Annotated in this window: 13 protein-coding genes; 5 read left to right on the forward strand and 8 right to left on the reverse strand. The window is 42.6% G+C overall.

Features of this window, described 5'->3' with window-relative positions:
* Positions 1 to 106: 106 nt before the first annotated feature.
* Positions 107 to 1,933, reverse strand: coding sequence for an HD domain-containing phosphohydrolase (locus tag EGC80_RS15645; protein WP_124693493.1), 1,827 nt, complete (start codon positions 1,931 to 1,933; stop codon positions 107 to 109).
* Between the two features lie 435 nt (positions 1,934 to 2,368).
* Between EGC80_RS15645 and EGC80_RS15650 the strand changes: the two genes are divergently transcribed.
* The 5 genes from EGC80_RS15650 (at position 2,369) to EGC80_RS15670 (ending at position 6,252) form a co-directional block, all read left to right on the forward strand.
* Positions 2,369 to 2,857 (forward strand): hypothetical protein, encoded by a 489-nt coding sequence (locus tag EGC80_RS15650; protein WP_124013126.1) that lies wholly within the window; start codon positions 2,369 to 2,371, stop codon positions 2,855 to 2,857.
* Positions 2,850 to 3,596: an EAL domain-containing protein gene (locus tag EGC80_RS15655; protein ID WP_124013127.1), complete on the forward strand. Its 747-nt coding sequence runs from the start codon at positions 2,850 to 2,852 to the stop codon at positions 3,594 to 3,596. Before EGC80_RS15650 ends, EGC80_RS15655 begins: the two co-directional genes overlap by 8 nt.
* 27 nt (positions 3,597 to 3,623) lie before the next feature.
* Complete coding sequence (locus EGC80_RS15660; RefSeq protein WP_124013128.1) at positions 3,624 to 4,802, forward strand: methyl-accepting chemotaxis protein; 1,179 nt, start codon at positions 3,624 to 3,626, stop codon at positions 4,800 to 4,802.
* Positions 4,803 to 4,850: 48 nt separating this feature from the next.
* The gene (locus tag EGC80_RS15665; protein WP_233768515.1) at positions 4,851 to 5,288 is read left to right on the forward strand and encodes an Rrf2 family transcriptional regulator; all 438 of its coding nucleotides are present in this window, start codon (positions 4,851 to 4,853) and stop codon (positions 5,286 to 5,288) included.
* Between the two features lie 61 nt (positions 5,289 to 5,349).
* Positions 5,350 to 6,252: a sensor domain-containing diguanylate cyclase gene (locus EGC80_RS15670; protein ID WP_164839478.1), complete on the forward strand. Its 903-nt coding sequence runs from the start codon at positions 5,350 to 5,352 to the stop codon at positions 6,250 to 6,252.
* 218 nt (positions 6,253 to 6,470) lie between these two features.
* On the opposite strand, the gene EGC80_RS15675 is transcribed toward EGC80_RS15670, so the two are convergent.
* The 7 genes from EGC80_RS15675 to EGC80_RS15705 form a co-directional block, all read right to left on the reverse strand.
* On the reverse strand, positions 6,471 to 6,788 hold the full coding sequence (locus EGC80_RS15675; protein ID WP_101031308.1) for an HPF/RaiA family ribosome-associated protein: 318 nt from the start codon (positions 6,786 to 6,788) through the stop codon (positions 6,471 to 6,473).
* 555 nt (positions 6,789 to 7,343) lie between these two features.
* Positions 7,344 to 7,697 carry a YkgJ family cysteine cluster protein gene (locus EGC80_RS15680; protein WP_101031310.1) on the reverse strand — a complete coding sequence of 118 codons (354 nt, stop codon included), beginning with the start codon at positions 7,695 to 7,697 and terminating at the stop codon, positions 7,344 to 7,346.
* A gap of 151 nt (positions 7,698 to 7,848) precedes the next feature.
* The gene (locus tag EGC80_RS15685; protein WP_124013130.1) at positions 7,849 to 10,089 is read right to left on the reverse strand and encodes a peptidase U32 family protein; all 2,241 of its coding nucleotides are present in this window, start codon (positions 10,087 to 10,089) and stop codon (positions 7,849 to 7,851) included.
* 217 nt (positions 10,090 to 10,306) lie between these two features.
* Entirely contained in the window at positions 10,307 to 11,908 is a 1,602-nt protein-coding gene (locus EGC80_RS15690) for an ABC-F family ATPase (protein ID WP_124013131.1), read from the reverse strand.
* A 352-nt stretch (positions 11,909 to 12,260) separates the two neighbouring features.
* Entirely contained in the window at positions 12,261 to 13,664 is a 1,404-nt protein-coding gene (eat, locus tag EGC80_RS15695) for an ethanolamine permease (protein ID WP_124013132.1), read from the reverse strand.
* Between the two features lie 130 nt (positions 13,665 to 13,794).
* Positions 13,795 to 14,688: an ethanolamine ammonia-lyase subunit EutC gene (eutC, locus tag EGC80_RS15700; RefSeq protein WP_101031318.1), complete on the reverse strand. Its 894-nt coding sequence runs from the start codon at positions 14,686 to 14,688 to the stop codon at positions 13,795 to 13,797.
* Positions 14,688 to 16,091, reverse strand: coding sequence for an ethanolamine ammonia-lyase subunit EutB (locus EGC80_RS15705; protein WP_124013133.1), 1,404 nt, complete (start codon positions 16,089 to 16,091; stop codon positions 14,688 to 14,690). The genes eutC and EGC80_RS15705 overlap by 1 nt, the downstream gene beginning before the upstream one ends.
* Positions 16,092 to 16,235 lie beyond the last annotated feature (144 nt).

Consider the following 16,235-nt stretch of genomic DNA (forward strand, 5'->3'; position numbering starts at 1 on the left):
CTTTATCTATTTCAGATATTCAGCCTGAACCCGTGTTAAAATGGGACATGTGCCAAGTTCTAGGGGCGGCGGATTTATTCACAGTCGCGATTTTTGAAGGCCATTATTAAATGCCATTAGTTAACGCATCAAAGGTCATCCTTGCTTTGCCATTCATATTAATTGAGCTATGGCCATGCATATGTTTTTCTAAGGTATCAATTGAACTAAATATTGGGTTTGATATTTCAAATTGTTCAACGTCATATTCAATGCAGTTCAGAGCAACATGTTTTGTCAGCCGCCCTTTTAACGCTGAGATATCGAGCTGCTCTGCTGATAACACGATAAATTCATCACCATGAACCCTAAATAGCGGCGATGCTGGCAACATGTGTGTCAAGTCTGTAGCTAATTCAACTAACAAATGGTTACCATTTGCCCAACCGGCTTCCTGGTTGAACATAGAGAAATGTCGAAGATAAATGATGGTTGCATGTTGAATTTGTTCTGGTTTGATTTTCACATTTTGCTCACTGCTAGGGGACAGCAATATATTGAGAAATTCGCGATTAAACAGTCCAGTTAGTTGATCATTATAAAAGTAAGCCAGTCTTTGTTGCTCGGTAATATTCTGCTGGGCTTGTTGGGTTGTATATTCCAGTTGAACAGTGCGTAAAGCGCTAACCGCCACTTTGGCGTAGTGCGGATTAAATTGACGGCCTGCAAGTAGTGATATTTCATTAAGGCTTTCTTCAACAGTCTTGCGACCTTTATAGATGCGGTCAGTGGTCATTGCATCAAAGGCGTCGGCAATACATATAATTTGTGCAAGCTTTGGTATCTCTTCACCACTCAAGCCATCAGGGTAGCCTGAGCCGTCATATTTCTCATGGTGAGAGCGAACGATATTGGCAATATCAGTAAAGGTATTGATTTTATACAGTAGTTGGTACCCAGACGTGGCGTGTTGCTGAATAATCTCAAATTCAATTTTATTGAGTTTCCCCGGTTTGAGTAAAATGGAATCTGGCGTGGCAATTTTACCTATATCGTGCACCATTGCTGCTCTATGAAGCTGATCAATTTCCGAATCAGTTAGTATTAATGCTTTGGCGATACAAACGGCATAATCGGCCACTCTGCGAGTGTGCCCCGCGGTGTAACTGTCTCGTCCTTCAATCATTTCTACCAATGAATATAAATATTGTTCAAAATCATTTTGTTTATCAAACCAATATTTTTTAGCTAGATTCTTATAATGGATCATCGCCGCGCAGCCGATGCCCCATAGTATTAATAAAAATAGACTTGTATAGGTCAACTGGTGAAGCATTTGATCGTAAAAAGGCTGGACGGGAATTGAAATTGAAATACCACCACGAACATCGCCAACGCTATACCCTTGGTGAGCATGACACTTTAAGCATGCTTGGGTCACGAGCATGGGTTCTAAAACGCGCATATAAGTGATGTTATCAATTTTGGCCAGTTCGCCGAAGTCATTCAATGATTTTTGCATTCCCGTTAAGGCTTTTGTTTCCCAGGGATCTGCTGCATTATTTGGATTGAGTGGATTGATACTGGTGATATGGCCTCTAATACCGTACTCATTAGCATAATCTTCAGCCACTTGGGTAAGAATATAAGCAGGGTTCATTAAGGTGAGTTGTTGACCATCATCAGTGATGACATCTCGATTGGCAATATGAGATAAGTAAATATTAGGGGTTGTGCGCTCGCTGACAGGGACATAAACGCCGCCATGTGAAGCTACCCACTTTCTAATTGCAACATCTTTTCTAATGCTTGCCTTAGCTTCGTTAAAAGCTAATTGCTCTGCAGATACTCTGGTTTGCCAATATAACGTTGTGATAAAACCAAGGATCAATAAGGTCCAGCCTACCAATGCTAAGTTCATCGTACGCTCGACGAATTTTGAATTCTTATTCAAAAATTTGTCTCCAGTCGTTTTTTGAATAAGAATTTATATTCGATGTTAAAACGTTAAGTAATAACGAGGGGCAAATTGTTCTCACTGAAATCACCTATTTTAGTCAAGCTAATTTTTTATCAAATACTAAAATATTATGTCATATATTAATTTTTTTTCGGTAATAAATTATCAAGATTGTTAACGCCATCTCACTAATTTTACTAATTTAGTCGTCAACGGTATTGTTATGTTTAAAACACTCACTCAAAGCTGTGTTGTTATTGTTATCGAATTAACATTGCATAAACAGGCATAAAAAATATAGATATATAGAGAGATAGAGATCCCCCTTTTGGAGAAATAAAGTTTGCTATCTCAACACGCTAAAGATAATATGCATAAAAAATGCATCTTATCTTTAGCATAAGCTAAAAATTAATCTGAGCCGTTTAAATGATCCCAACTTCAGCCATTAATTATCGGCATTTGCCACCACCACCGCAGCACCAGCAGGTGGCGACATGGTCCAAAGTTCTTATTGCCCAGCACGTTCAATTGAAAAGCGAAATTAACCATATTACTGCTCTGTTGTCTCAACCCACATTTTGCATCTTTCAATTCGATGCTAAGTTACGTCGACTCATTAAAGGGGTCAAAACCCATTTGCAATTAGAACATGAGTTTTTTACCCCCGTGTTATCGCAATTACATATCACCTCGAATCAAAAACATCGCCTGACAGAGGGCTATGAGGCACTGTTTGATACCTGTGAATCAACTGCGAAACTGGTCTACTCGTTGAAGTTCACCCTCAAAAACACCGCTATTAGTACAAGTCATATCAAAGAAATAGAATGTATGTTCAGTGATATACGTGCTCGTCTTGCCGATGAAGATATAGCCTATTCTATGATTGATACTTTGGAAGAACTGCATGCTTGAGTTTGTATACCACGATGAACCCGCCCAGCTTGAATGGTTCGTGCAGGACTTAGTCACTGCCGCGCAACATACTTTGTATGGTCAAGAGTTACTTTGTCGGGCCACGCTTGTCGATTCCCAAATCCCCATCGCGATGGAGCCGTTGATGGACTATCTCAATCACCATCAAGATTTGCTTTTGGAGATGACCAACCAGCAGCTCGACGATTTGTTTATTAGTGGGCGGTTGACGCATCTGATTGACAATAGCATCTGGATCAATATCGCCGGAAAATTGATAGCTTGCGCCAGTTTGTTTGACCGTCTGTGGCGACAAACGCTAAGCAAATTAACCGCTAAGCAAAAACAATGTTTGGTATTAGAGATCTGTGAAGACACTATCAGCAGTGATGATCCGAGCGTTGCAAGGATTTCATTTTTACAAAACCAAGGTTTTAGGGTGGCGATGGATGATTTTGGTTCCGGTCACTCAAATCTTATCCAGTTGAGTCGGTCAAATTTCGACATTATTAAGCTGGATTTGAAGCTTATTCAGGATGTTCCGACAGACTTATGGGCCGCCAGTTTGTATCGCGAAGTGATAAGCCTTTGTTCGTCAAAAGGCAGTCTTATCGTGGCTGAAGGGATTGAAACTCAGGCGCAGTCTGACTTCGTTCGCTGGGCTGGCGTCGATATTATCCAAGGTTTTTTATATTCAAAACCCCGACCTATCAAAGTAAAGCTCGCGAAAAACGGGTAATTTCAACAAGTATAAAGAGGAAAATAAATGCGCTCATTATTTTTAAGAATGCGATTGATCCATTGGGTGGGGGCGATGGCATTGTTTATCAACGCTCTATTTTTTACAGATGGGATTGGTTCTCAAGTGGTTCAATATTTGGTGATGATATTTCTGATTATCCATGACATCGATGAGAAGTATTGGGGCGTTGACGCCCTGAAAAACGTAACTACTTATATGAAAACCTTTGAGAAAAAAGATCTCTCAGTGCCTTGTGAGGTTGATAGTCGCTACAACAGTGAAATAGGCAATGTGCTCGATGTGGTGAATACCTTCCGAGTCAACGTGAATGATGCGCTGGTTGATATTCAGCAGCAAGCCAATACCTCAGATGATATTGCCGAACTACTAAAGCAAAAAGCCCAAAATATTTCGTCAAGAATTCAAGATCAAGATAACCGAGTGGATTACCTAACAGACAGAGTCGATATTTTAGATAGCACATCGGTTTCATTGCGGGATAAAGCTGAAGCAACTCGCCAACAAGTCGAGCGCACCCAATCAGGGTTGATTTCCTCTAATGAACATATGGGAACAATGGCCCAAGGTTTGAATTCATATATTGAAAATAATGACAAATTACACAACAAATTTAACTCACTTTCAGAGCAAACAAAGTCTATCGAAAATGTAGTGATGGTGATCAAAAATCTTGCAGATCAAACTAACTTACTTGCACTGAATGCTGCCATTGAAGCGGCGAGAGCCGGTGAGCATGGACGGGGTTTTGCTGTGGTTGCCGATGAGGTTCGCAATCTTGCGTTTTCTACCCAGAAGAGCCTTGATGAAATTAACCACATTATCGCGGGGATCTCTGATGCGGTCATTGATGCTGGTGATCAGATGAAATCACAGTCGAGTGCGATTACCCGCTTAGCGCAATACACCACTTCCAGTCAAGTCGAATTACAGCAAGCCTGTTCTAATATCGATGAGATCTTAGGGCTTATTGGTCAGGGTAAAACTGAAAATAACATTGATATTCAATATATTAATCGGTTGGTCGCTGACGTAGCTGGCGAGATTGACGTGCTTAAAAAACTGTCTAGTTCTAACGCCCATGATTGTAATGATCTTGAGCAGCAAGGACACCGTTTAAGTGACGTGACGGCTCAAATTGTTGAACAACTCGGTGCGTTTAAAACGCGCGCAGCAGGGGCGTAGAATTTGCTCTAATGGATGTCTTGTTGATTTGAGGACGTGAAAATGAGAATGACTAGTTTTACCGACTATAGCTTACGTACGCTGATGTATTTGGCGAGCCTTCCAGAGGGGCAATTAAGTAGCGTTAAGGAGGTTTCTCAGTTATATGGTATTTCCCAAAATAACATGACCAAAGTGGTCCACAAACTTGCTCAACATGGTTATATCCAAACGCTTAGGGGCAAAGGGGGTGGCATTCGGCTAGCAATGTCGCCCGATACCATCAGGATCGGCACCATAGTAACGCTATTTGAAAAAACGATGGATGGTGTAGATTGCTTAAGTTCAGGATGCGTCCTGCAGCCTGCGTGCAAACTAAAGCTGGCGATTATCAAAGCGATGGATAATTTTATCTGCACGTTAAATGAATTTACCTTGGCAGATATGGTCGTCAATAAGCAGGAAATATCTTATCTGTTGCAGCTAGAAACAGCCGAAACAGAATAAACGTGGAAGCGAGTAAACTAACCTTAGTGTTAACTCGTTGGAACATTCCTAGGTGGAAAGTGTGCCGTTAAACGAAAGTACCTATAAAACGATTGTAAAACAATCAACGGATGCAGTGATTATTGCTGACGCAAATGGCAATATCCTTTCTTGGAATGACTGCGCGGAGCAGATCTTTGGTTACACAGAGCAAGAGGTCCTTGGTAAACATGTCCACGAGATTTTACCGACCAAAAAACTGAAGATACGCGCCGATGCATCCTTTGATAAATTCAAAAAAAATAATGATTTTGGGCCTCTTATTGGCAAAGGTATCCATGTTCAAGGGTTAACCAAAGCGGGCAAAGAGGTGCACGTTCATTTTAGTCCTAATGTCACCAAGATTGATGGCGAAACGATTATTTTTGCTTTTATTAGAGATATCTCTGACATCATCACACTGCAAGAGAAGCTGAGACTGCAGTCGACCACGGATGAACTCACCAGCATTCTTAATCGGCGTGCCTTTCTCGAGCAGTTCAAAACTGCCTTTGGTCTGGCGCAGCGTCATCACGAACACTTTTCATTGTTGCTGTTCGATATTGACTACTTTAAAAAAATTAATGATCAATATGGTCACCACGTTGGTGATCGGGTGATACAAGGATTTGCGCATCACATTCAACAAACTATTCGTGATGAGGATATTTTTGGTCGGGTAGGAGGTGAGGAGTTTTACCTTGCACTACCCAGGATCGCGCAATCAGACGCTGAGGTGGTGGCTGAGCGTATTCGAGAGAGTATTGAAGCTATGGTTATCATCACGGAACAATATAGCTTATCAGTGACTACCAGTATCGGTATTGCTAGCTTGCTGGCTGACGATAGCTGTGACTTGATCCAACAGCGCAGTGACGTGGCGCTTTATCGCGCCAAAAATAGTGGTCGTAATTGCGTGAGTGTCTTTGATCGAGAAAAGTCGTAACCAGAGTTTAGGGGTAAACCCTATCTAAAGGCCCGTTAAGCGTTCCCATTTCTGGTTCGTTATCTTGAAGGTTCACTTCACTCACCGTTTGCAGAAGTATCTGCACCATTTGGTTGTATGCTGATTTGGTTGACCACATCAGCCACATGCGAGGTGGGGCTGGAGGCTGGAGGTCTCCGGCACCTAGACCTAAGCATGGATTTTCAACGGGCTCGCTGTTACTTCTTGCCGCGTTTACCCAACTCAGTCTCTAGCAAATGAACCATTTGTTCGGTCGCACTTGTAACCGCTTCCCCAATCGTTTCCGCATGCTGGCTGGTTGCAATTGGACGTTCTCCGGCAAGCCTAACCTCCAGTAAACAGCGCTTGTCCTTACTTCCGGACTTGGCCGAGCTGTTCTCGTCGCTTAAATGTACTTCAATGCGCGTGATCTGATCACTAAAACGGTTTAGATCTGATCTTAAAATGTCTTCGACACTTTGAGCAAGTGCATGTTGTCCGGATATGTTGTTATCTGTATTGATCTGGATTTGCATGACAATGTTTTCCTGTAATGTGAATTTACGCTAGGCCTAACATCTGTATAGCGCGCATGTGCGATTTTCAATCCGATGATGTCAATTCGCACAATGCTAAACACTTGACATTATAGAACGTTTTTATGACACGCAAGTATAAACCCAGGTAATTTAACCCTTATGTACCAAAAATAAGCATAAAATGAGAAAAACGACCTAGATTACAAATAGACAAGATTTACCAATGCACACTTTACCGCTGTTAAATACAATAGAAGGGGGATGTCGGTCCGTTTCATCGAACGGAGGCAGAAGCCTTTAGCCATTGGTTTCGTTATAAAAAATTCAAAACGATGCGTTAGGGCTAACCCAAAATACCCATTTGCAAGGGGCATTAAATGAGTTAGCTCGTAGGCGTGAATTCAAGCCATATTGATATCAAGAGATAGGCTAGCGGGGGATACGATATCGCCTGCAGCACTCAGCCAGCTTTAAGCTGGGGCTGTGTGGCTGTGATGTTGTTAACAAGCTAAACCCATCTATTAATCCGAGCCGAGGTGAGTAATGGCTCTCTTACACTAACACTTGGCGCGTGTTGGCAATGTAGTGATGGATCTGAGCCTCTGTTTTTGTGTCAATCATCACTTCTGGTCGACGGTGTTCTGGGCAAGGCATACGTGGTGTGGTGCCAAATACTCGGCATATCAATGGTCGCTCCTCATACACCTCGCATCCATTAGGGCCCAAGTACACACAGTTCCACTCTTTTAATGCGGCTTCATGCTGGGCATTGGTTTTAAAGGGTAGGCGAGCCATTTCTTCTGAAGAGGTTGTGACTGGGCCGCAACAATCGTGACAACCAGGCTTGCATTCAAATGACGGAATGCGCTCGCGCAGTAGATCGACTATCTCTATGTTATTTTTCATTAATACCTAACTTTTGTGTATACATAGCATGGGGTTGAAATCATGAGCTGACACTCCTTTGCAGTAAGGTCAGCGCTCATCATTTGCTGTTATCAAAGATTAACGGACTGAGTATGTTAAGCCTCAGCTCGATTAACATCTGCCAAGCGGGTTACAAACCTTGCTGATACTGGGCGTTAGTCGAGATGGTCACCAGTTGATTAAGCTCAACTTTAGCATCTACGACGCCTTTAAGGACGTTTTCAAAGTGACTGACCAGTTGTACTTTATCGATTTCAGCTTTTGAACCTGATCCAATGTTGGTGAGGTCGATAAAGAACTCATCAAATAAGTGGGATAAGTCTTCAACGGCTTCGATGTTTAAAAACTGTTCGTGGTTATAGATGCTCGGATAGCCGCCTTTTTGTTTGTCTACCGCAAATGAAATGCCTTTGACGTTAGTGATGGTGGTGGCTTTTTCACATTTAAGCATGCAGCCATCTTCAATGCTGGGCTTATTACAGCCTACGGTTTGTTGGAAAAAGCATTGTCTGCTGGTCATCATCAAAATGGGGTGATAGATGCTGTAAAGCAGTTTAAAGTTTTCTGGTCTGGCGATGTTTTTAATTTGGTTGCGGTTAATCTCGTTCGATATAAACGCGCCAGCACAATTAAGCTGTTCTTGTAGCGTTAACAAGGCATAAGAGTTAGTGGTGTTTAAAAACGGCCCCGCAATCCATTCGATGTCCATTTCATAGGCTTTAAACGCGACGCCGGTGTTGTTTGTGACAATACGCTTAGGCTTTACTACTTCTAATACTCTAACTGCTTCAAGGTAATCTTTGCCAATAAGTACTGCTGGAAACCACGGAATAAGCCTTGGGTTACGCAAGAATATGTCGATGTACTTGTTGTCGTTTTTCTTAAAGCTTTCTGGCAACTTGAAATAAATATCGGCGTCAGTGACATCGCACAAGTTAACGTCTTTTTCGTCGCTGATCAGCAAAGACAGTGTCGGGACCTCGGTCACTTTTGGGTGTTTAGTCAACTTAGGTAAGGTTACTGCACCAATGTATTCTCTTTGAGTTAGCTGCAATAACAGTTGGTTTTTAAGCTGAGTTAATTGGCTAAACGGCAGGTTTAAATCGGCGTCTAAGTCGTCAAAATTGAACGTTTGTAACAAATAGCCGCTGCTTTTAAGGCTTTTAAAGCGTTTTTCGATAGCCGCTTCATCAATGCGAGACTCTGTTGCTTTAGTTAACGTGATCGCTGAGTTAATTACAAAATGTTGTTCTGGGGTGCTAACCGTTATCGACAACGGTTGATCCACTTGGCCGGAAAACGCCAGTGCTAGCGTTGGTTTGGCAATGCTTAAGTGATTAATTTTTTCAGCGACCAGTTCAACAATGGCGTTTTTATCTGACGACAGTGTGTGTTGTGCGGCTTCAATTTGCACTACAGATATCGCGTTACTCTTATCGTTAGCATGCTTAAAGCTGTTATCGCGCGGGTTGTCGATAAACATGTCTTTGGTGAGATTACCCTTTAAAAATGAGTTGGTAAAATCACGGTTAAACACTTTATGTAAGTTCGAGTCATCGGCTAATAATTTACCTGTATCGATAAATTTATCAATCTGCTTGCGCCAGCTATCGACCACGGTATGCACATATTGAGCACCTTTAATGCGGCCTTCAATTTTAAGTGAGTCAACGCCAGCATCGACTAATTCTGGTAAATCAAAGTAGGCTGAGTTGTCTTTTAAGTTCAGCGGGAACTTGTTGCCAGTGGCGGTAATTTCATATTCATCACGACACGCTTGGCTACAACGACCACGGTTACCTGAATTGCCGACACTGACTGAACTTGAATAACATTGGCCAGAAAAGGCAATGCATAATGCGCCGTGAACAAAGACTTCAGTGAGAACATCGTGATCATGGGCCAAGGTGGTGAGACTTTTAATTTCGCCAAGGTTTAGCTCACGCGATAAGTTTACTCGAGTGGCGCCTATTTTAGCTAAAAAGCCAATTTGGCCTTCGTTATGGGTTGTTAGCTGAGTCGATGCATGAATTGCTAAGCTCGGAAAATGTTTGCTGAACAAATTAAACAAACCTAAGTCTTGTACAATAATGCCATCTATACCGGTATTAACCAGTTGATTGAGTAATTTAACCAATGTAGGAATTTCGTTTTCAAGAATAACGATATTCATGGTGAGAAACACTTCACACTGGTATTGGTGAGCAAGTGCGATAACACCAATTAAGTCATCGAAGGAGAGGTTGGCTGCACGGTTGCGGGCGTTAAAGGTATCTAAGCCACAATAAACGGCGTTTGCACCGGCAATAATCGCAGCTTTGATCGCATCGACATCTCCACCGGGTGCCAATAATTCGATTTTTCTATTCATGATATTTTCGCTATTTTAGGACGTTAATTATTAATTTAGATAGTAATTTTACGTGTATTTTTTGCTGATTGCTATTTATTAGCTTATCCGATTATATCAGTCATCACCAAGGTGAATTAAACGTAAAAGGCCTTCATTTATGCTTAACTACGCCACAAATGAAGGCCTTATATTACTAATCTAGTACCCATTACCTAATGCGCAAACGTTGTTGATATTAACTTCTTGCTTCTGCTTCAGCTTGACTTGTAAGGTACTCGTTAAAAGTGCCATGGAAGTTTATCAATTTTTTGTCTTTTACATCAATAATACGTGTTGCCAGTGATGACACGAATTCACGGTCATGGCTGACAAATATCAATGTGCCTTCAAATAATTTCAACGCTTGGTTTAGCGCTTCAATTGCTTCCATATCCATGTGGTTGGTTGGCTCATCCATTACCAGAACGTTAATATCCATCATCATTAACTTACCGAATAATAAACGATTCTTTTCACCACCAGAACAGTTGCGTACTTTTTTGTTGGCATCATCATCAGTAAATAATAACCGACCTAACATGCCTCGAACCATTAAATCATTGTGCTTTGGTGTGCGCCACAATGACATCCAATCAAATAAAGTCATGTCATTATCGAAGTCGGCAGTGCTGTCTTGTGGGCAATAACCAATCGCAGCATTTTCAGACCATTTAATCCGGCCATGATTATGATCTAATTCATTAACCAAACAGCGTAGCAGGGTGGTTTTACCAACGCCGTTTTCACCAATAATCGCCAGTTTTGAACCGGCATCTAAAATAAGGTCGCCGTGTTCAAATAATACTTCATCAAAACCGTGGGACAGTTCCTCAAGCACTAATGCTTGGCGATGCAGTTTTTTGCATTCGGGAAAACGGATTGATGGGGTAATACGACTAGATGATTTAACATCATCTAATTTAATTTTATCCATCTTTTTAGCACGAGAGCTGGCTTGTTTAGCTTTAGATGCGTTGGCACCAAAGCGGTTAACGAAGTCTTGCAGTTCGGCCACTTCAGCCGTTTTCTTGGCGTTACCGGCTAAAAGTTGCTCACGGATTAAACCTGATTGAGCAAGGAAATATTCGTAGTTACCTGGATAAACCCGTAATTCGCCATAATCAATATCAGCCATATGGGTACAAACAGAGTTTAAGAAATGTCTGTCGTGCGAAATGATGATCATGGTGCATTTACGTTTGTTTAGCTCGGTTGCTAACCAACTGATGGTATGAATATCCAAGTTGTTGGTGGGTTCGTCGAGTAACAAGATGTCTGGGTTAGCGAATAAAGCCTGCGCTAATAGCACGCGTAATTTCCAACCAGGGGCAACCTGTTGCATTAAACCAAAATGAAATGATTCATCGATGCCGGCTTCTAATAAGATTTCACCCGCACGACTTTCGGCGCTGTAACCATCCATTTCGGCGAACTGGCTTTCTAAATCACCGACGCGCATACCATCTTCATCGGTCATTTCAGCTTTAGCATAAATATTGTCACGTTCTTGCTTAACTTTCCAAAGCCCTACATCGCCCATGATCACCGCATCAACTACGCTATATTGCTCAAATGCGAATTGATCTTGACTAAGGGTACCGACTTTAAAGCCTGGCGTAATAGACACATTTCCTGACGTTGGGGTAAGCTCGCCACTCAAGATTTTCATGAACGTGGACTTGCCACAGCCATTTGCGCCGATTAAACCGTAACGGTTACCGTGACCAAATTGAGCCGAGATGTTTTCAAATAATGGCTCAGGGCCAAACTGCATGGTGATATTAGCGGTAGAAATCAAAGCAATGTTCCAACTGTGTACTAACTGAATATTTATCAACAAAAGGCAAGTAAACAGCCGTGTGAGAATAAGACAGACGTGAGTATATTAAGTAAATAGGCCGCGGATTATACAGGTTAGGGTTAATTTGTCGATTTATAATCTGCTAATATTATCCACTATAGTGTTAGTTACTCCGATTACCTTAACCTAGCGTTAAATAGTGATGAAGAACATGACTCTTTTGACGATTGAGGGATAACACTTGACCGCGGTCTGGCGCGCGTTTATAGCATGGTGCTGTATATAAAAAGCGATGTTAATTATAGATTAACATCGCTTTTTCATTTATCTACAAAGTAACCGTGGCTAATTAATTTGCTATTGATAAGTCTGATTCTGCCGCAGCCAACAGGGCAAATTCTTCATTAGCACTTTTAGCAACTAAATGCTTGGCGCTATAGCCAAAGTAATAGGCTGCACCAATTGCAAATAACACCATAGTGAATAGAAACGCCCGTGGATCGAATGCGTATACGCCAGTGAGTGCAATTAACGACAACACTAAAGCAATGCCCGAAGTAAAAATACCGCCTGGTGTTTTGTATGGACGAGGCATATCGGGCTGTTTGAACCGCACTAAAATGTGGCTAAGCGCCATTAATGCATACGATACAGTGGCACCGACAACGGCCATGGCAAGCATTAAATCACCTTCGCCACTCAGTGAGGCAATAAAACCAAATATTGCGGGGACGATTAATGCGCGCGCAGGTACCTTGCGTGAAGTCGTAATGGATAATGAACGAGGTAAATATCCGGCACGTGATAACGCAAATACTAAGCGGCTATAACCATAAATAATTGAGAAAAATGAAGCAACTAGACCTGCCAAACCTAAAATATTTACTATGGTAGCCAAGCTGTGATTACCGGTAGCATTCAGTGCATCAACTAATGGTACCGCACTGGCACCCATGGCTGCAGCACCGCCAGCACCAGGGACTAGTACCACAACCAAGAGTGCAGTAAAGAGTAAAAATATCATTGCCCCAATAATGCCTTTTGGCACATCTTTGGCTGGATCTTTCGCTTCTTCTGCTGCTAATGGTACACCTTCAACTGCTAAAAATAACCACATTGCAAACGGCAATGCAGCCCAAACGCCGTACCATCCTAGAGGTAAAAACTCACTTGCCCCTGCCGCTTCTGTCACTGCAACATCATATAAGCGTGATGCATCAAAGTTACCGATCAGCACGACTGCAGTCGCAATGATAACCAATACAGCTAACCCGCTGATCACCATCATTACTTTAAGTGCTTCACCGACACCGGCTAGATGAATACCCACAAAAACGATATAAAATAATGCATAGACCCAAGGACCATTAAACCCCAATAACTCTTGCACTGCAGAGCCAATAAAAATCACAATGGCAGCAGGCGCCAGCGCATATTCAATTAACACCGCAAGTCCGGTTAAATAACCGCCGGCGGGGCCCATGGCTTGACGAGCAAAACTATAACCGCCGCCTGCAGCAGGTATTGCCGCTGACATTTCAGCTAAAGACAGTACTAAGGCTAAATACATGATGGCCATTAAGACAGCTGCAATGGCAAATCCGCCCCAGCCAGCTTCGGCTATACCAAAGTTCCACCCGGCGAAGTCTCCAGATATAACGTACGACACTCCTAAACCGGCGAGTAAAACCCACCCTGCAGTGCCGCTTTTTAATTGCCTTTTGGCAAGATACTCTTTGTTGTTCTCAGACATGATTGTTTTCTCCGTTGGTAGTTAACCTCAGCACGGGTAGTAAACGGTTATCGAACAGGTAAAATATTCTGATTAGGTTTACTTATCCCATCTCTTAAACCGAGTTGAGGTTATTTAGTTTTAATATGTGTTATTCCGCGATTAAAAAGTTTTTGGTTTGTTGATGGTGTTCAATCACATCGTCTTGAGTGCGATCCTTTAAATTGACTCCCGTTAGCTTGATTTTTTGGGCTTGTGTTAATAGATAAACCGCACGTTTGGCTGCTTCGCTATAAAGCAAACCAGCAGGGCGGATGTTTGAAATACAATTTCGACTCGCATCGTTGAGTCCTGTTTTAGGTGCCCAAGTAAGATATAACCCAAGGCTGTCAGGTGAACTTAGCCCTGGCCGCTCGCCTATTAGCACCATCACAATTTGGGCATTTAGCAGCTGACCAATATCATCGCCTATGGCGACACGTCCTTGTTCAACCAAGGTTATTGGGGCTATTTTCCATGGTGTGTCTTGCTGATTAAGCAGCGTTAATAACTCGGTTATAAATGGTTGGGCATTATTCTGTACCGCCAGTGATGACAAACCATCGACCACCACAATGGCGAGATCGTATTGGCTGTGGGTCGCTTGACCTTGGTTATCCATGTGGGTTAACAACGTTTTGCGACCACTGTCGGCGAGTTTTCTGCCAAGATCTGGGCGTTGTAAATAGGTAATGCGGTCTTTTGCCTGACTGCTGACCTTTATGGGCGTGGCAAGGTTAATCAGTGATGGGATACTGGCTAGTTGCTCAACCAGTGCATCAATGTCGAGCGGAAAGTTTACCGCGTCGCGTGCTTGCGCATGAGACAATTGAAACGCTAACAACTCAGATGTGGGTAGACTAATGCCCGCTCTGCCAAGGCCTATGCGGGCATCGGTAAAACGGCGAAGATCGCGCCATGGATTGGACACCACAGTGCCATTAGCGAGATGTGATAGGGCTGCACCGACGGCATTATTGGTCTGTTTTACACAAGGTGTGCTCATTAGCGGCCTCCTTGCAGTGCATACAATGGCTTAGAAAATGCGCTCGGTAGCGTGCTCGATAACACACAATCAGTGCTATTTTTCATGATGTTCATTTTTGTTAGCCACTGCTCAAACTCGGGGGCCGGACGGGAACCCAATACTCGGCGGACATATAAAGCATCATGAAATGATGTGGTTTGATAATTAAGCATGATGTCATCTGAGCCGGGGATCCCCATTACAAACGAACATCCTGCAACGCCTAACAAGGTGAGTAGATTGTCCATGTCGTTTTGGTCGGCTTCGGCATGGTTGGTGTAGCAAACATCACAGCCCATTGGCACACCGAGTAACTTGGCGCAGAAATGATCTTCAAGTCCTGCCCGGGTAATTTCTTTACCATCAAATAAATATTCAGGACCAATAAAGCCAACAACTGTGTTGACCAGTAATGGATTAAACTTGCGTGCGACGGCATAGGCTCTGGCTTCACAGGTTTGTTGATCTAATCCATGATGTGCATTGGCCGACAACGAGCTGCCTTGGCCCGTTTCAAAATACATCACGTTATTGCCAACGGAGCCTCTATTTAGGCTTAATGCCGCATCTTGGGCCTCTGCTAAGGTATTTAAATTAAAACCGAAACTGCTATTGGTGGCTTCTGTTCCACCAATAGATTGAAACACCAAATCGACCGGTGCACCTGCTTCAATACATTCAATGGTGTTGGTCACATGAGTTAGCACACAGCTTTGGGTTGGTATTTGATATTTTTGGATCACGTCATCCATTAATTTCATCAGTTTAATGGCTTGTGCAACGTTGTCTGTAGCAGGGTTGATGCCAATAACGGCGTCGCCATTGCCATACAACAAACCGTCAAGTATCGAAGCTGCGATACCGTTAACATCGTCGGTAGGGTGGTTAGGTTGTAATCGGGTCGATAAGTGGCCGGGTAAGCCAATGGTATTTCTGAACGCGGTGGTAACATGGCATTTTTTAGCCACAAGAATAAGATCTTGATTGCGCATTATTTTACTGACAGCGGCAGCCATTTCTGGGGTTATGCCCATTTTTACTGCGGCTAATACCTGTGGTGTTGCGTAGTCACTTAACAGCCAATTACGAAAATCCCCTACGGTTAAATGGCTAATATAAGCAAATGCCTGAGTATCATGTTCGTCGAAAATTAACCGAGTCACTTCATCTGTTTCATAGGGAATAAGCGCTTCATTGAGGAAGGTTTTCAATGGCACATCTGCAAGTGTCATTTGAGCTACGGCCCGCTCGCGCGCTGATTGTGCAATGACTCCCGCTAAGCGATCGCCCGAACGTTGTGGCGTCGCTTTCGCCATTAACTCGGCCAGACTTTTAAATTGGTATGTTTGGCTACCTAAAATGTAGCGATACGATTGACTCATGAATTGACCTCATACATCACCGAAGTAAAAACCTTGGTACAGGTTTTGCTGTTTGCTAAGTGATAAATTAATTTCATATATCGTTAACAAAGCTTAATTTGTACCAAGTGACTATCAAGTTTTGGCAAAGTCATTTTTTACTAA

This window comes from Shewanella psychromarinicola (assembly GCF_003855155.1).
In the GTDB taxonomy this organism is placed as follows: Bacteria; Pseudomonadota; Gammaproteobacteria; order Enterobacterales; family Shewanellaceae; genus Shewanella; species Shewanella psychromarinicola.